The 16798-nt window shown below is 63.5% G+C and carries 19 protein-coding genes; 14 read left to right on the forward strand and 5 right to left on the reverse strand.

Translation table 11 applies throughout. The features are described from left to right. Positions 1-37: 37 nt before the first annotated feature. Complete coding sequence (locus C380_RS06645) at positions 38-685, reverse strand: response regulator transcription factor (protein ID WP_015013092.1); 648 nt, start codon at positions 683-685, stop codon at positions 38-40. Beyond that, complete coding sequence (locus tag C380_RS06650; RefSeq protein ID WP_148279925.1) at positions 682-2886, reverse strand: ATP-binding protein; 2205 nt, start codon at positions 2884-2886, stop codon at positions 682-684. Before C380_RS06650 ends, C380_RS06645 begins: the two co-directional genes overlap by 4 nt. 134 nt (positions 2887-3020) lie before the next feature. Here C380_RS06650 and C380_RS23950 point away from each other — a divergent pair, with 134 nt between their 5' ends. The 8 genes from C380_RS23950 to C380_RS06690 all read left to right on the forward strand — a co-directional run bounded on the left by C380_RS23950 (position 3021) and on the right by C380_RS06690 (position 10491). Beyond that, positions 3021-4091: a hypothetical protein gene (locus C380_RS23950; protein WP_015013094.1), complete on the forward strand. Its 1071-nt coding sequence runs from the start codon at positions 3021-3023 to the stop codon at positions 4089-4091. A 405-nt stretch (positions 4092-4496) separates the two neighbouring features. Then, positions 4497-5426 carry a branched-chain amino acid ABC transporter permease gene (locus C380_RS06660; RefSeq protein ID WP_015013095.1) on the forward strand — a complete coding sequence of 310 codons (930 nt, stop codon included), beginning with the start codon at positions 4497-4499 and terminating at the stop codon, positions 5424-5426. Positions 5427-5439: 13 nt separating this feature from the next. After that, positions 5440-6516 carry an ABC transporter ATP-binding protein gene (locus tag C380_RS06665; RefSeq protein WP_015013096.1) on the forward strand — a complete coding sequence of 359 codons (1077 nt, stop codon included), beginning with the start codon at positions 5440-5442 and terminating at the stop codon, positions 6514-6516. A 25-nt stretch (positions 6517-6541) separates the two neighbouring features. Further along, positions 6542-7324, forward strand: a complete 783-nt coding sequence (locus tag C380_RS06670; RefSeq protein ID WP_015013097.1) for an ABC transporter ATP-binding protein — start codon at positions 6542-6544, stop codon at positions 7322-7324. 2 nt (positions 7325-7326) lie between these two features. Further along, complete coding sequence (locus C380_RS06675; RefSeq protein ID WP_015013098.1) at positions 7327-8055, forward strand: ABC transporter ATP-binding protein; 729 nt, start codon at positions 7327-7329, stop codon at positions 8053-8055. Positions 8056-8263: 208 nt separating this feature from the next. Further along, positions 8264-8626 (forward strand): DMT family protein, encoded by a 363-nt coding sequence (locus tag C380_RS06680; protein ID WP_015013099.1) that lies wholly within the window; start codon positions 8264-8266, stop codon positions 8624-8626. Between the two features lie 187 nt (positions 8627-8813). Continuing rightward, the gene (locus C380_RS06685; protein WP_015013100.1) at positions 8814-9461 is read left to right on the forward strand and encodes a DUF47 domain-containing protein; all 648 of its coding nucleotides are present in this window, start codon (positions 8814-8816) and stop codon (positions 9459-9461) included. Between the two features lie 19 nt (positions 9462-9480). Beyond that, the gene (locus tag C380_RS06690; protein WP_015013101.1) at positions 9481-10491 is read left to right on the forward strand and encodes an inorganic phosphate transporter; all 1011 of its coding nucleotides are present in this window, start codon (positions 9481-9483) and stop codon (positions 10489-10491) included. A gap of 127 nt (positions 10492-10618) precedes the next feature. Here C380_RS06690 and C380_RS06695 read toward each other — a convergent pair whose 3' ends face one another. Both C380_RS06695 and C380_RS06700 read right to left on the reverse strand, forming a co-directional pair. Further along, the gene (locus C380_RS06695) at positions 10619-11065 is read right to left on the reverse strand and encodes a TM2 domain-containing protein (RefSeq protein ID WP_015013102.1); all 447 of its coding nucleotides are present in this window, start codon (positions 11063-11065) and stop codon (positions 10619-10621) included. Positions 11066-11077: 12 nt separating this feature from the next. Continuing rightward, positions 11078-11599 (reverse strand): GNAT family N-acetyltransferase, encoded by a 522-nt coding sequence (locus C380_RS06700; RefSeq protein ID WP_015013103.1) that lies wholly within the window; start codon positions 11597-11599, stop codon positions 11078-11080. Positions 11600-11743: 144 nt separating this feature from the next. On the opposite strand from C380_RS06700, the gene rpsP reads away from it, so the two are divergent. From rpsP to C380_RS06730, 6 genes are all read left to right on the forward strand, one after another. Then, complete coding sequence (rpsP, locus tag C380_RS06705; protein ID WP_015013104.1) at positions 11744-11995, forward strand: 30S ribosomal protein S16; 252 nt, start codon at positions 11744-11746, stop codon at positions 11993-11995. A 74-nt stretch (positions 11996-12069) separates the two neighbouring features. Beyond that, positions 12070-12642 (forward strand): ribosome maturation factor RimM, encoded by a 573-nt coding sequence (gene rimM, locus C380_RS06710; protein ID WP_015013105.1) that lies wholly within the window; start codon positions 12070-12072, stop codon positions 12640-12642. Between the two features lie 29 nt (positions 12643-12671). Further along, positions 12672-13430: a tRNA (guanosine(37)-N1)-methyltransferase TrmD gene (trmD, locus tag C380_RS06715; protein WP_015013106.1), complete on the forward strand. Its 759-nt coding sequence runs from the start codon at positions 12672-12674 to the stop codon at positions 13428-13430. A gap of 127 nt (positions 13431-13557) precedes the next feature. Then, a complete protein-coding gene (rplS, locus tag C380_RS06720) occupies positions 13558-13941 on the forward strand; it encodes a 50S ribosomal protein L19 (RefSeq protein ID WP_015013107.1) in 384 nt (127 codons plus the stop codon). A 97-nt stretch (positions 13942-14038) separates the two neighbouring features. Continuing rightward, positions 14039-14758: a CoA pyrophosphatase gene (locus tag C380_RS06725; protein ID WP_015013108.1), complete on the forward strand. Its 720-nt coding sequence runs from the start codon at positions 14039-14041 to the stop codon at positions 14756-14758. Positions 14759-14815: 57 nt separating this feature from the next. After that, a complete protein-coding gene (locus C380_RS06730; RefSeq protein WP_015013109.1) occupies positions 14816-15802 on the forward strand; it encodes a CobD/CbiB family protein in 987 nt (328 codons plus the stop codon). A gap of 51 nt (positions 15803-15853) precedes the next feature. Here the strand turns inward: C380_RS06730 and rsgA are convergent, their stop codons facing one another. Next, complete coding sequence (rsgA, locus tag C380_RS06735; RefSeq protein WP_015013110.1) at positions 15854-16798, reverse strand: ribosome small subunit-dependent GTPase A; 945 nt, start codon at positions 16796-16798, stop codon at positions 15854-15856.

A 16798-nucleotide genomic window follows, 5' to 3' on the forward strand; every position in this document is an offset into this window, starting at 1 on the left:
CATTGCAGAGTTCAGGTCACTGGCCCCAGGCATCGTTTCAGATCAGCCCCAGATGGCGGGCCTGCAAAGCCGCTTCGGCGCGGCTGGTGATATTGAGTTTGCGGTATATGTTTTTCACGTGGTCTCCCACGGTATGGCGCGATATGCCCAGTGTGACGCCAATGTCGGCAATGCGCACGCCTTGTGCCAACAAGCCCAGCACTTCGCGCTCGCGTGTGCTCAGGTCCGTGGCTGCGGATGCCGATGACACCTGCGCCGGGGCTGGTGGCTGGAAGTAGCGCAGCAGGCGGCGGGCAATGGCCGGCGAAAGTGGCGGCTGGCCCTGGGCAATGCCTTGCAACTGCGCTGCGAGCCAATCAGTGGGGTGGTCTTTGAGCAGGTAGCCTTGCGCGCCTGCCTGCAGCGCTTGAAAGAGGTGGTCGTCATCGTCGTGGATGGAGGCCACCACCACGGCGCAGCGCGGTTGGCGCTGTGCAAGCCGCTCAATCAGCTCCAGCCCGCTGCCGTCTCCGAGTGCCAGGTCGATCAACGCCAGATCGAATGGCGTGCCGCTGTCGATGACCTGCAGTGCTTCGTGCACGCTGCGCGCCAGAGTGCAAGGCACCGGGCCGAAGGCTGCGCGGACTGCGTCCTGCAGCATGGCCAGCGCGTCCGAAAGATCATCCACCAACAGGATGTGGTTCATGGTGTCTCCACGGTGGTAGTGGATGGTTCGGGCGCCAGGGGCAGGTGCAACGCGACCTCGGTGCGGCCATCAGGCAGAGTGCGCACCTCCAGCCTGGCACCGTATTCCTCCAGCCGGTGCCGCATGCCACGCAACCCACGGCCCTCCGCCCACTGGTCGGGACGGGTAGCGGGGCCATCGTTGCGCACCCGCAGGTCAAGATGGTCTGCATGGAGGGTGACGGAAATATCGAGCGTGCGCGGCTCGCCATGTTTCAGCGCGTTGGTGATGCTTTCACGCAGTGCCCGCTCAATGACGGACTTCTGGCGTGAAGCCAGTTCGCCGTCGGGATGGTGTGGTGCGCTCCATTCCAGGGCGACCCCCGCCGCATCGCAGCGCGCAGACGCTTCTGCGCGCCAATCTGCCAGGGCATCGGCCCACGGGATGGCATGGGCATCCATCACGTTGAGCGCAGTGCGCAGGTCATTCATGGCTGCCCGCGCCAGATCCGTCAGTTCGGGCGACTGGGCGCGGTGGATCAGCATCAGCAGCCTTGCGCCCACGTCGTCGTGCATGTCGCGTGCAATGCGCCTGCGCTCATCGCGCGCGCCGCGCTCCTGGGCATCGCGGCTGCGTTCGGCCTCGTTCAGCAGGTGCGTCAATGCGTTGACGAAGGTGGCATCCTGGGTCGAGAACAGCCGTTGGCCGCGGGCAGGGTAGCTCAGGTGGCTTGCCGAAAGTCCGCCGCATGCTGGCACGCACAGCGAGAGACCGCCTTCCTGAATTTGCGCTTGGGGCAGCGAAAAGTCCGGTGCCGTTTGCAGGTGCAGTGGGTCGAAGATGCGCCGCAGCAGCTCTTGCCATGCGTCTTCCTGCGCCCGCCGGGATGGCTGAAAAGCGATGCGCACTACATCTGGCATCAGCTCGTGCAGCTGCATGCCAGGGCGGTGCGCCAAGCGTTGCCACAGCCACTGCCGTGCGGGAAAGTACAACGCGCCACACACCCACAGCGATGCGCCTAGCGCCGGTCCTGCCGTCCAGTCGAGTGCGAGGATCAGCAGGGCATCCACTGCCACGACGGCCAGCGCGCCGCCCAGCCACAGCAGCATGCGAAACGCCCATTCGTCAAGCTGGAACAGACGGTACCGCCGCAGACCCAAAGCGATGCCGACATAGATGAACAGAAAAAAGCCGAATGCATAGCCCTGCGGCATGGGGGGCAACCAGCCCAGCATGGCGGTGGTGATGATGAGCAGAATAAACAGCCCGCTGCCCACCATGAGCGACATGATGAACCAACGCAGCGAGGCGCGGGCCAGTGGGTCGCCCCGGCTTTTGCGCCACTGCACCGTTGCAAAGCCCATGGCCAGCAGCATTTCGGTCACCACGGCGAGCTGCATGCCTACGGCGGGAGAGGGCGCAAGGCGAAGCACATTCGCAAGCCACCACAGGTTGAACACCCCGAACAGCCAGAGCAGGTGGACGGGGCGTACCAGGGGCCTCGGGTGGGCCATGAAGATGGCGCCAAAAGCCGCGCCAAACATGAGCGAACCCCAATGGTTGAGCGCATTGAGTGCGAAGAACAGGTTGCCGGGCAGCGCCAACTCCCGTCCGCTGTACACCGCCGCCGGCATGGCAAAGACGGGAAAGAGCAGGCCCGTCAAACCAAACATGCGCGCGCCCCAGTCGTGCGGGCGGAGCACCCAGACCCAGCAAGCGATCAAGCAGCCGGTCACAGAGACCGCGAGCTGAAACCAAAAGAGCAGGGGGAGGGCGCTGATCGGGCGGTCCTGCGGGGTGACGGTGGTGGTGCTGACAATCCCACCCGCTTCCCAGCGCAGGCGCACGTGGGGCCGCGCCAACAGATCGTAGATCTGTTGCTGTCGTGCGAAGAAGCCGTCGATCTTCGCATAGGTGCCCATCACATCGGGCTCTTCGATGAGGTCTTCCGCCTGCAGCGGGACTTCGGCCGCGCTGGGGTGTGCCGAACCGGTATGCGTGACCGCTTGCAGTGCAAGCAAGGTCGCGCCCGCTGGAACGGCGGTGGAGGGCCCCTGGCTGGCTACCACGCGCATCTTCTCCTCGGTGGGTGCAATGGTCAGACCCAGCCACGGCGTTTGCAGCGACGCCCCCACCGTCAGAGCCACCGTGAACAACGCATAGGCAAATGCCGCAAACAGCCAGCGCGAGGGAGGGCGTTGAGCGGTGGTGGATGAGGTCATGGTCGAGCGGGGACTGTAGAGGTTGTAGCCCAGGGTGACCACCCCCGTGAACGCGGGATTGTCAGGGCCGAGTGTGCGGTTGAACAATTTCGCTGGCTACATTTTTTAACCAATGCATGAAGAGAGGTCAGTCCATGACGCAAGGTGTTCTGAAGAAGATGGCTTGGAGCCCGCTGCGCGGTGCGCTCGTGTTGGCAGCAGCTGCGGCCCTGGCGGCCTGCGGCGGCGGGAGCGACGGTGACGCAACCAGCCCCCCACCGGCTGCCGCGACCAGTTTGAGCGGCACTGCAGCGGTGGGCGCGCCGATTGCAGGCGGCACGGTGCAGTTGCGGTGCAGCGGAGGCAGTGCCGTGCTAGAGGCAGTCACCGGGGCCAACGGCACCTGGCGCATCGACACCACTGGACAGGCCCTGCCGTGTGCGGTGCGGGTGACGGGTGGCTCGCTGGCTGCCGGTCAGGCTTTGCACTCGGTGGCGCTCACTTTTGATACGACCAACATTACGCCGCTGACCGACCTGATCGTCGCCAATGCCACGGGCAAGCTGCCCGCGACATGGTGGGGTGCGGCCGGTCCTGGCGACCTGGGCAGCCTGGCCGCAGCGCAGGTGGACAAGGCGCTGGCCAGCGTGCGCAGCGCACTCGGCTTGGCTGCCCTGCAAACCTTCGACCCACGTACCGTGGCATTCAACGCCGTGGCCAAAGACAAGGTGGATGACGTGCTGGAGGCATTGCAGCAAGCCCTGGCCAACCTGGGCATGGACTACGCAGCGCTGGTGAGTGCTGCCAGCAACACCACGTTTACGTTGTCCGATGGGTTCCGCATCGCGCTGAACAATGCGCACACCACGATCACGGTGGGCGGCAGCGGCAACGGAGGCGGCACGGGTGGCACTGGCGGGACCGGTGGCGGCGGAAGTGGTGGCTCCTACACGCTGGTCCTGAACGTGAACGCAGGTGGCGTGGCGGCGCCCCCTGTCACCATCACCAACGTGCCGAAGCCTGCCAATCAATCCGAGTTCTGCAGCGAAATCACCAACCCCTCGTCGGGCATCGGGCTCACGCAGGCGGTGCCGGGCGGTGCGGGCACGCTGACCATCAACAGCTGCGCATTCAGCGGCAACACGGGCAGCGTTTCGGCAACGCTCTCCATCACGTCGCCTGTAGCGATGACGGTGCCCTATACCGTGACCTATACCTATAACTGACGGTGTATTGCGGAGATTGGCGTCGCGCAATCGCCGCGCCACAGGCCACCTGGGTTGAAAGCTTTGGTGGCCCTTTTTCTGGGCATGAGGCAGATCGCGCGGGATGAACTGGCTGTTCGCATCATGCCAATTTGGCATGATCGATTTAATAAGTTAACACATCAATTTTCCTGCGTGCATCAAAATTCCTTATGGAGTGCGTGGCACGCTGATACGGCCTGAACCCGAGGGAAAACCCCGCCCAGCCTGCCTAGGGGCGGTTGTGACTACTCGCTACAATCCCGTCCACAAACCCGCACAGCTGCATTTCTGGCGGGTTTTTTGCTAGATGGCAGTCGGGCCCACAAGGCTGTACCGATTCCGGTGCCAAAGCGGTGGGTACGTCACAAACGAAGGACTTCTCTTATGGACATTTTGCTGCAACAGATCATTAACGGTCTGGTACTCGGCAGCATGTACGCCTTGATAGCCTTGGGCTACACGATGGTGTACGGCATTATTCAACTCATCAATTTCGCCCACGGCGAGGTGCTCATGATCGGCGCCCTCACCAGCTGGAGCTGTATTGGAATGATGCAGGCCGCCATGCCGGGCGCGCCGGGCTGGACCATCCTGCTGCTGGCCACCATCATCGCGTGCGTGGTGGCTGCCACCCTCAACTACACCATCGAGAAGATTGCGTACAAGCCGCTGCGCAACAGCCCGCGCCTCGCACCCCTGATCACTGCCATCGGCATGTCGATCCTGCTGCAGACGCTGGCGATGATCATCTGGAAGCCCAACTACAAGCCGTATCCCACGCTGCTGCCCAGCACGCCGTTCCAGGTGGGTGGCGCCTTCATCACCCCCACGCAAATCCTGATCCTGGGCGTGACGGCGGTGGCCCTGGCTTCGCTGGTCTATTTGGTCAACCACACCAACCTGGGTCGCGCCATGCGCGCCACGGCGGAGAACCCCCGCGTGGCATCCCTGATGGGCGTGAAGCCCGACATGGTGATCTCGGCCACCTTCATCATCGGCGCCGTGCTGGCGGCCATCGCCGGCATGATGTACGCGTCCAACTACGGCACGGCACAACACACCATGGGCTTCCTGCCCGGTCTCAAGGCCTTCACGGCGGCGGTGTTTGGCGGCATTGGCAACCTGGCCGGTGCGGTGGTGGGCGGTATTTTGCTGGGCCTCATCGAAGCCATCGGCTCGGGTTACATCGGCACGCTCACGGGCGGTTTGCTGGGCAGCCACTACACCGACATCTTTGCGTTCATCGTGCTCATCATCATCCTGACGCTGCGTCCCTCGGGCCTGCTGGGTGAGCGTGTGGCCGATCGCGCCTGAGGAGCCTCACACCATGAAGAACACCAAAACCAACTGGATCATCGGCGCCGTGGCGCTGCTGGTGCTGCCGCTGATCCTGCAATCCTTCGGCAACGCCTGGGTGCGTATTGCCGACCTGGCCCTGCTGTACGTGCTGCTGGCCCTGGGCCTGAACATCGTGGTGGGCTACGCCGGCCTGCTGGACCTGGGCTACGTGGCGTTCTACGCCGTGGGTGCCTACCTGTTTGCCCTGATGGCTTCGCCACATTTGGCAGACAACTTTGCGGCGTTTGCCGCCATGTTCCCCAACGGGTTGCACACCTCGCTGTGGATCGTGATACCGGTAGCGGCGTTGTTAGCGGCGTTCTTTGGCGCCATGCTGGGGGCGCCCACGCTCAAGCTGCGCGGTGACTACCTGGCCATCGTGACGCTGGGCTTCGGCGAAATCATCCGCATCTTCCTGAACAACCTGGACCACCCCGTCAACCTGACCAACGGCCCCAAGGGCCTGGGCCAGATCGACTCGGTCAAGATCTTCGGCCTGGACCTGGGTAAACGCCTGGAACTGTTCGGCTTCGACATCAACTCCGTCACGCTGTACTACTACCTGTTCCTGGTGCTGGTGGTGGTCTCCATCGTGATCTGCTACCGCCTGCAGGACTCGCGCATCGGCCGCGCCTGGATGGCGATCCGTGAAGACGAAATCGCAGCCAAGGCCATGGGCATCAACACCCGCAACATGAAGCTGCTGGCCTTCGGCATGGGCGCTTCGTTCGGCGGCGTGTCGGGTGCGATGTTCGGTGCCTTCCAGGGCTTCGTGTCGCCCGAGTCCTTCAGCCTGATGGAGTCGGTCATGATCGTCGCCATGGTGGTGCTGGGCGGTATCGGCCACATCCCTGGCGTGATCCTGGGTGCCGTCCTGCTGTCGGCCCTGCCCGAAGTGCTGCGCTACGTGGCCGGCCCGCTGCAGGCCATGACGGACGGACGCCTGGACTCCGCCATCCTGCGCCAGCTGCTGATTGCCCTGGCGATGATCATCATCATGCTGATGCGCCCCCGCGGCCTGTGGCCGTCGCCTGAGCACGGCAAGAGCCTGACGCAGAAGACCTGAAGAAGAACACCACCGAAAGTTAGCAATGACAGAGAAATCCAATGAAGTGGTGCTGAAGGTCGCCGGTATCTCCAAGCGCTTCGGCGGCCTGCAGGCCCTGTCCGACGTGGGCATCACCATCCAGCGCGGCCAGGTGTATGGCCTGATCGGCCCCAACGGCGCGGGCAAGACCACGTTCTTCAACGTGATCACCGGCCTGTACACCCCCGACGCCGGGACGTTCGAGCTGGCCGGCAAGCCCTACGAGCCCACGGCCGTGCACGAAGTGGCCAAGGCCGGTATCGCCCGCACCTTCCAGAACATTCGCCTGTTTGCCGAAATGACGGCGCTCGAGAACGTGATGGTGGGCCGCCACATCCGTACCAAGTCCGGCCTGCTGGGCGCGGTGCTGCGCACCAAGGGCTTCAAGGAAGAAGAAGCCGCGATTGCCAAGCGTGCCCAGGAACTGCTGGACTACGTGGGCATCGGCAAGTTTGCCGACTACAAGGCGCGTACCCTGAGCTACGGCGACCAGCGTCGCCTGGAAATTGCCCGTGCGCTGGCCACCGACCCGCAGCTGATCGCGCTGGACGAGCCCGCCGCCGGCATGAACGCCACCGAGAAGGTGCAGCTGCGCGAGCTGATCGACCGCATCCGCAATGACAACCGCACCATCCTGCTCATCGAGCACGACGTGAAGCTGGTGATGGGCCTGTGCGACCGTGTGACGGTGCTCGACTACGGCAAGCAGATTGCCGAGGGCAACCCTGCCGAAGTGCAGAAGAACGAAAAAGTGATTGAGGCCTATCTGGGCACCGGAGGACATTGAGAATGGCCGAAAAATCCAACAAGGTACTGCTGCAGGTCAAGGGCCTGAAGGTCGCCTACGGCGGTATCCAGGCCGTGAAGGGCGTGGACTTTGAAGTGCGCGAAGGCGAGCTGGTCTCGCTGATCGGCTCCAACGGCGCCGGCAAGACCACCACCATGAAGGCCATCACCGGCACGCTGGCGATGAACGATGGCGACATCGAGTACCTGGGCGAAAGCATCAAGGGCAAGGGCGCCTGGGACCTGGTGAAAAAGGGCCTGGTCATGGTGCCGGAAGGCCGCGGCGTGTTCGCGCGCATGACCATCACCGAAAACCTGCAGATGGGCGCGTACACACGCTCAGACAAAGCGGGCATCCTGGCCGACATCGAGAAGATGTTCACCATCTTCCCGCGCCTGCGCGAGCGCAAGGACCAGCTGGCCGGCACCATGTCGGGCGGTGAACAGCAGATGCTGGCCATGGGCCGCGCGCTGATGAGCCAGCCCAAGGTGCTGTTGCTGGACGAGCCCTCGATGGGTCTGTCGCCCATCATGGTGGACAAGATCTTCGAGGTGGTTCGTGACGTGTACGCCCTGGGCGTGACCATCGTGCTGGTGGAGCAGAACGCCAGCCGCGCGCTGGCGATTGCCGACCGTGGTTACGTGATGGAGTCGGGCCTGATCACCATGACCGGCCCCGGCCAGCAACTGCTGAACGACCCCAAGGTGCGCGCCGCCTACCTGGGCGAATAAGGCGCTGCAGCAAACGCACCGCCCAGTCGGTGCCGCTGTCCCCGGAAGGCACTCCAGTGGAGTGCCTTTTTTGCGCCTGCTGCCGGGTGCAGTGGAGAGAATGTTGCTATTAAATGAATAGCTGTCAAGGCATGTAACACCGGCGCAATCGGCTGATTTTGTTCATAATCGATCGATTCGTTCACTCTCTCAGCCCTGACGCCTCACCATGAACGCGCTCCAGTCCCTGCCCATCTCGCTGCAAACGGTGCTGCTGCTCACCGCCAGCAACATCTTCATGACCTTTGCCTGGTATGGGCACCTCAAGAATCTGGCCTCCTCGCCGTGGTACGTTGCAGCCCTCGTCAGCTGGGGCATCGCGCTGTTTGAGTACCTGTTGCAGGTGCCAGCCAACCGCATCGGCTTCACCCAGTTCAACGTGGGGCAACTCAAGATCATGCAGGAGGTCATCACGCTGGGCGTGTTTGTGCCATTCGCCGTGTTCTACATGGGCCAACCCCTGAAATGGGACTACCTCTGGGCGGGGCTGTGTCTGGTGGGCGCGGTGTATTTCATCTTCCGGGGCGCCTGATGGCGGAAGGCCGGGGCGGGCGTCGCCCCGCTGCCCGCGGCCCTGTGCGCAGGGCGGCATGACTGCATGAGGCAGCGGCATCAACCCCCTGCAGGGCGCACGGTTAAACTCGCCGGGTCACGAAAGCGTCATGGTTTTGTCATGGCGCAGCCTTTTCTCACCATTCGTTCCCGATCCAGGAGTCTCCATGCTGTTTGCCAAGCTGTTGCCACGCGAAGGCAATTTTTTCGAAATGTTCAACCAGCATGCGGACCGCATCGTCGAGGCGGCCCGGGCCTTCTCGCAACTGGTGGCCAACTACAGCGACCCGCACCTGCGCGACAAATACAACCAGGACGTGGACAACGCCGAGCGTGCTGCCGACCGCGTGACGCACGAGGTGAACAAGGCCATCCACAAGACCTTCATCACCCCCATTGACCGGGAGCAGATCCACACGCTGATCAACACCATGGACGACGTGGCCGACCTGATCCAGGACTCGGCCGAGACCATGGCGCTGTACGACGTGCGCCACATGACGGAAGAAATCACCCGCCTCACGGACCTGAGCCTCAAGTGCTGCGAGCGCCTGCGCGATGCCGTCAAGCTGCTGGAGAAGATCGCCGACCCGGCCGTGGCCGAGGCTGCGCTCAAGACCTGCGAGGAGATCGACAAGCTCGAATCCGACGCCGACCGCGTGATGCGCAGCGCCATGAGCAAGCTGTTCCGCGAGGAGCCCGATGTGCGCGAGGTGATCAAGCTCAAGGCCATCTACGAGCTGCTGGAGACCATCACCGACAAGTGTGAGGACGTGGCCAACTGCATCGAGGGCATCGTCCTCGAAAACTCCTGAACCCCGCAGGCTGACCAGTATGGAAACTGTACAGACGGCCCTCTGGGTTGTGGTTCTGCTTGTGGCCCTGGCGATCCTGTTCGACTTCATGAATGGGTTCCACGACGCGGCCAATTCAATTGCCACGGTGGTCTCCACCGGCGTACTTAAACCTGCACAGGCGGTGCTGTTCGCCGCCTTTTTCAATTTCATCGCGATCTTCATCTTCCATCTGAGCGTGGCGGCGACGGTAGGCAAGGGCATCGTGCAGCCTGGCATTGTGGATACGCACGTGGTGTTTGGCGCTCTGGTGGGCGCGATCACCTGGAACGTGATCACCTGGTACTACGGCATTCCTAGCAGCTCCTCGCACGCGCTCATTGGTGGCATCGTGGGCGCCGTGATTGCGAAGGCGGGGGCCGGAGCTCTGATCTCTGCGGGTATTCTGAAGACCGTGGCCTTCATCTTCGTGTCACCGTTGCTCGGTTTCACGCTGGGTTCGATCATGATGGTGGCCGTGGCGTGGATCTTCCGCCGCACCCGGCCAAGCAAGGTGGACAAATGGTTCCGCCGGCTGCAGCTGGTGTCCGCCGGCGCCTACAGCTTGGGGCACGGCGGCAATGATGCGCAAAAGACCATCGGCATCATCTGGCTGCTGCTGATTGCCACGGGGTACTCGTCGGCGTCTGATGCCTCGCCCCCCACCTGGGCCATCATCAGCTGCTACGTGGCCATTGGCCTCGGGACCATGTTTGGCGGCTGGCGCATTGTGAAGACCATGGGCCAGAAGATCACCAAGCTCAAGCCGGTGGGCGGCTTCTGTGCCGAAACGGGCGGGGCGCTGACGTTGTTTCTGGCCACCACGCTGGGCATTCCGGTGTCCACCACGCACACCATCACGGGCGCCATCGTCGGTGTGGGCTCCACCCAGCGTGCCAGCGCCGTGCGTTGGGGCGTGGCGGGCAACATCATCTGGGCGTGGATATTGACCATTCCCGCCAGTGCGTTTGTGGCCGCCGTCGCCTACTGGATCAGCCTGCAGCTGTTCTGATGGGCGATATGCCCAGATGCTTCCGATTGCTATTAAATGGATAGCTTTCAGGGCAAGCAGCACTAGCGCAAAAGCCCCATTGAATGCGAATTCAATGGGGCTCTTTATTAGGGTGCCTGTCGGCAGATCACTGAGAGATCTTGCGCGCTTCCTCGATCTGGTATTCAAAGTACCGCTGGAAGCTGAATGCCAGGCTGGCCATCAGCACCGTGGTGCCAATCAGCAACGACACCACGATGGCACCCACGGTGATCCACTGCGTCCTGCCCGGTGCGGCATCGGGCGTAGCGCTGGGGTTGTAGCGCGCATTCCAGGCCTCGGGCGTCATCAGCGCATACAGGATGGCACGCAGTGCACAAGCGGCAATCGTGAAGCCCAGCAGCGGTATCAGCACCCAGCTGTAGTGGTCGTCCTGGCCGAGTTGCTGCACCCGCTGGATGCCATAGATGCCCAGCGCCGTGGGAATGGGCAGCAGCCAGCCGAGCATGTCGGACAGGCCGTGCAGATAGAAGCGGTGCAGGCCCAGCGGCCCGCCCACAAAGGCGAGCCAGGCCGCCACGGTTTTGTTTTTCATGGGGGCGTCGCGTTATTCGGGGGAGGTGGTGTCGCCCGCGCCCAGGGTCTTTTCCATGAGCACGATGTCGCGCCAGGCGCCAAACTTCCAGCCCACCGAGCGCATGATGCCCACATCGGTAAAGCCCAACGCCCGGTGCACGCCGATGGAGCCTGCGTTGGCCGAGTCGCCAATCACCGCCAGCAGCTTGCGCACGCCCACGGCCTCGGCCTGCACCGCCAGCTCGGCCAGCAGCTTGCGGCCCAGGCCCATGCCCCGGGCGCTGTCGGCCACGTAGATCGAGTCCTCGGCCGAGAAACGGTAGGCCGGACGGGGCTTGAACCAGTTGGCATAGGCAAAGCCCAGCACCTGTCCGTCCTGCTCGGCCACCAGCCAGGGCAGGCCGCGCGCCAGTACGTCAGCGCGGCGGCCTGCCATGTCGGCTTCGGAAGGTGGGTCGATCTCGAACGTGCCCGTGCCGTGGAGCACATGGTGTTGGTAAATGGCGGTAATGGCGGGGATATCGCTGTCGGTGCTGGGGCGGATGGTGGACATTGGAACAAATAGATATAATCGCGGGCTTTGCAGCGTGTCGCTGGCCGGGTGGCCATGTCGCGTGTCTCAAGCGTTGCGAATATGGTTGCGAACACTGTGGCTTACGGCAAATGTTGCCGGAGTTCACCACCCGAAGGATAAATCATGGTCGTCATTCGACTCTCCCGCGGCGGCTCCAAGGGCCGTCCCTTCTTCAACATCGTCGTTGCTGACAAGCGCGTGCGCCGTGATGGCCGCTTCATCGAGCGCATCGGCTTCTACAACCCCACCGCCAAGGAATCCGAAGAAGGCCTGCGCATCGTGCAAGACCGTCTGGCTTACTGGGTGGGCGTGGGCGCCCAGTCCTCCCCCACGGTGGACCGCCTGATCAAGCAAGCCGCCAAGAAGGCTGCTTAAAGCTCCCCGAAAAGGGCGGGTTCCGTCGGCTGGTCTGGCGGAACCCGCCCTTTTCTCATTCTGGATTCACTGCCATGGCCACCACACCGCTGACCCTCGAACCCGCAGAACTGCCTGCTGACGCCGTTGAAGTAGGGCGCATTGCAGATGCCTGGGGCGTCAAGGGCTGGTTCAAGGTGCTGCCGCACAGCAGCAATCCCGAGGCACTTTTTTCGTCCAAACGCTGGTACCTGCAGCCGTCCGAGCGTGGGGCCAAGACCTTCAACGGCACCGTGCTGCTGCCCATCCGCCAGGCCAAGGACCATTCGGACTCCGTGGTGGCCTGGGCGCAGGGCATTGACGACCGCAACGGCGCAGAGGCGTTGCGGGGCGCACGGATTTTTGTGCCGCGTTCCAGTTTTCCATCCACTTCGGATGACGAGTATTACTGGGTCGATCTGATCGGCCTGTCGGTATTCAACCGCGAAGGCGTGGCGCTGGGCCAGGTGCGCGAGCTGATGTCCACCGGCCCCCAGACCGTGCTGGTGCTGGCTTACGAGCAGGATGGCAAGGCGCAGGAGCGCATGATCCCGTTTGTCTCGGCCTTTGTGGACAAGGTGGATCTGGCCGAGAAGCGCATCACCGTCGACTGGCAGCCCGACTACTGACTGGCGCTCCCCGAGCCGCGCCGCGCACCATGCGCTTTGACATCATTACTCTCTTTCCCGAGCTGTTTGCCCCCTTTCTGGCAAGCGGCGTGACCCGACGCGCCTATGCCAGCGGCCAGGTCGATGTGCGCCTGTGGAACCCCCGGGACTACGCCGACGGCAACTACCGCCGGGTGGATGACCGTCCGTTTGGCGGCGGCCCGGGCATGGTGATGATGGCCGAGCCCCTGGCGCGCTGCCTCGCGGCCATCCGGGCAGAGCGGGGTGAGCCCGAGGAGATCCAGGCGCCGGTGGTGCTTTTCTCCCCCATCGGCGAGTCGTTGAACCACGCCGCTGTGGAGCGCTGGTCTGCCAGCGAGGGGGCAGTGTTGCTGTGTGGCCGCTACGAAGGCATCGACCAGCGGTTCATCGATGCGCATGTGACTGTGCAGATGAGCCTGGGTGATTTCGTGCTCTCTGGGGGCGAGATTGCCGCCATGGCCTTGCTGGATGCGGTGGCGCGCCTGCAGCCCGGCGTGCTCAATGACGAGGGCAGCCACCAGCTCGACAGTTTCAATCCCGCGCTGGACGGCCTGCTGGACTGCCCGCACTACACCCGGCCGGAAGAGTGGGCGGGGCAGCAGGTGCCTGCAGCCCTCCTGTCGGGTCACCATGCGCAGATTGAGCGCTGGCGGCGCGACCAGCGCCTGGCCACCACGGCCCGCCATCGGCCCGATCTCATCGACGCCGCACGCCAGGCAGGGCGTTTGGCCCCCGCCGATGAAGCAGTATTGGCCAAGCTCGGCTGAATTGCTATAATCAAAGGCTTTTCGATCCTCTGGCCGGCCGTTTTGCCCGGGAGTTCTCCCGCAAAACACTGAGACGTCAATCCCGACGCAGCCATTTGTGGCGCGGACAAGATCACTAGGAAAACCCATGAACCTGATCCAGACCCTGGAAGCGGAAGAAATTGCCCGCTTGAACAAAACCATTCCCGAGTTCGCCCCCGGTGACACCGTCATTGTGAACGTGAACGTGGTGGAAGGTAACCGCAAGCGCGTGCAGGCTTACGAAGGCGTTGTGATTGCCAAGCGCAATCGCGGCCTCAACAGCGGCTTCACCGTGCGCAAGATTTCCAGCGGCGAAGGCGTGGAGCGTACGTTCCAGACCTACAGCCCGCTGATCGCCAGCATCGAAGTCAAGCGCCGTGGTGACGTGCGCCGTGCCAAGCTGTACTACCTGCGTGACCGCAGCGGCAAGTCGGCACGTATCAAGGAAAAGCTGCCTTCGCGCGTCAAGGCCGCTGCCACCGCCGCTTAATCCAAGCAAGGCGAGGGCCTGTCCTGACAAGCCGCTACAGCATCAGCCTGTAGCGGCTTTTTGTTTTTTGGTTCGTCAAAAACCTGCTTCGCTTCTTGTGAACCCTCCTTCTCCTCCTGCCGTCTCATCGGTCATCGCGCCACTGTCGAGCCTGCCCGACTTTGACCCCCGCATGGTGCCGGTGGTCGGGGTGGATGCGCACCTGCCTGCCGTGCCGCTGGCGGCGCAGATGCCCGATGCACTGCGCGCGCGTTTTGCGCAGCCGCCCCAGTGGGAGCCGGAGGTGGTGCTGGAAAAGAAGTTCATGAACCGCGAGCCAGCCCATGCGTCCGTGTTGCTGGCCATCGTCTTGCGCGAGCAACCCATGGTGCTGCTGACGGAGCGCACGGCGCATCTGTCCACCCATTCCGGGCAGGTTGCCTTTCCGGGGGGGCGCGCTGATCCGGAAGACGCCAGCCCGGCCGACACCGCCTTGCGCGAAGCAAAGGAAGAGGTGGGGCTCGACCCTGCGTTTGTCGAGGTGCTGGGAACCCTCCCCACCTATGTGACCGGCTCATCGTTCATCATCACCCCCGTGGTCGCCCTGGTGCAGCCGGATTGCGTGCTGCAGCCCAACCCGTATGAAGTGGCCGACCTGTTCGAGGTGCCGCTGGCCTTCTTGCTGGACCCGGCCCATCACCGTCGTCACGTGTTCGATCGCGATGGCGTGCACCGCGAGTGGTTCTCCATGCCCTACGAGCAGGGCAACAAAACCCATTTCATCTGGGGTGCCACGGCGGGCATGCTGCGCAATTTCTACCGCTTCATGCAGGCCTGAAGCTACCGCGCACGCGATGGGGCGCACCAGGGCGAAGCGCCAGTATCATTGCCCTCCATGAGTTTCTTCGCCATCCTGTTCGCTCTGCTGATCGAGCAGGCACGTCCCCTGGCCCGCAGCAATCCCATCCATGCGGGGCTGCGTGCGTGGGCGCTGTCCGTGAGCCGCAATTTCGACGCGGGCAAATCGCACCACGGCTGGGTGGCGTGGAGCCTCGCGGTACTCGTTCCCGCACTGGTCACACTGGCCATCCACTGGCTGCTGTTGTGGGGGCTGGGCTGGCCGTTTGCAGTGCTCTGGAGTGTGGCGGTGCTGTATGTCACGCTGGGCTTTCGCCAGTTCAGCCATCACTTCACCGGCATCCGCGATGCGCTGGAAGAAGGGGACGAAGATGCGGCCCGCGAGCGCCTCGCGCACTGGCAGCAGGTGGATGTAGGCGCGCTGCCGCGCAGCGAGATCGTGCGCCATGTGATCGAGTATTCTGTGCTGGCCGCCCACCGGCACGTGTTTGGCGTGCTGGCCTGGTTCTCGGTGCTGGCCGCGCTGGGGCTGGGGCCGACGGGGGCGGTGCTGTATCGCCTGGCTGAATTTGTCTCCCGCTACTGGCACTACAAGCAGCGTACCGGTGCGCTACCGGCCAGCGAATCCCTGCAGCAGGCCTCAGCACAGGCCTGGACCGCCATCGACTGGCTGCCGGCGCGGCTCACGGCGCTGAGTTTTGCGGTGGTGGGCAGCTTTGAAGAAGCGATTGAAGGCTGGCGTTTTCACGCACAGCGGTTTCCGAACGACAACGATGGCGTGGTACTCGCCGCGACAGCCGGGGCCATTAATGTGCGCCTGGGCGGTGAGGCGCTGAAGGCGCGCACCGAGTTGCATGCGCCGCAGGGCCTGGAGATTGACGCCGACATGGGCGACAGCGACTCCACCCCTGGCCGCGAGCCCGAAGTGGGCCACCTGCGCAGTGTGGTCGGCCTGGTGTGGCGCTCGGTGGTGGTCTGGATGCTGCTGCTGGCGTTGCTCACGCTGGCGCGCTTGCTGGGCTAGCGGGTCAAAGCTTGTTGGCGCGGCGTAGAGCAGCGCTTCAGGCGGAGGTCCTCAATACCGGGTGTGGCTCAGCTCTTCAAATAAATCGCTATATATTTTGTAGCGCGATGGGCTTATTCCTCCAGCGCTTGGGCCACTTTTTACAGCATCCAGTACGCCACAGCCCGGTTCATGCAGGTGGGTGCAGTTGTAGAACTTGCAGGCCGTCGCGTGTTCGGCAATGTCGGGCATGCAGGCGGCCAACTGCATGGGGGCGATATGGTGGAGCCCAAATTCCTGGAACCCCGGTGAGTCGATCAGTGCCGTGGTGCGAGCCGCATCCATCCAGTACCAGTGGGTGCTGGTGGTGGTGTGTTTGCCAGAGTTCAGCGCCTGCGAGATTTCGCCGGTCAGCACAGAAGCACCGGGCACCAGCAGGTTGATCAGCGTGCTTTTGCCCGACCCAGAGGGGCCGAGCACCAGCGTGGTCTTGCCTTGCAGGTGTTCCATCAGCAGGGCGCGGTCCACATCGCTGGACAGCGCCAGCGACAGCGGCAGCACCCCGTAGTGTTTGCCTGCGCCCATGTGCCGGTAGGGCAGCAGGCGCTCCCATGCGCGGGCAAAGGGTTCGACCAGATCACTCTTGTTGAGGGCGATGATGGGTTTGATGCCTTCGGCTTCGGCCGCAATCAGTGCGCGTGCCAACTGGCTTTCCGAGAACACCGGCTCTGCTGCAATCAGGATGAGCACTTGGTCCAGGTTGGCGGCAAACGACTTGGTGCGGATCTCGTCCTGGCGGTAAAAGAGGTTGCGCCGCTCCTTGACCTTTTCGATGGTGCCTTCTTCGCCTTGGCCAGGCGGCGGTGCCTGCCACAGCACATGGTCGCCCACCACCGCCTGATTCTTTTTGCCGCGGGGGTGGCAGATGCGGCGCGCGCCGTCCGGGGTCTCGACCATGCAGTGGCGCCCATGGCTGGCCACCACGGTACCTTCCATGAGGGCGCTGCGCTCAGCCAT

Origin of the sequence: Acidovorax sp. KKS102, from assembly GCF_000302535.1 — a bacterium.
Taxonomy (GTDB): domain Bacteria; phylum Pseudomonadota; class Gammaproteobacteria; order Burkholderiales; family Burkholderiaceae_C; genus Acidovorax.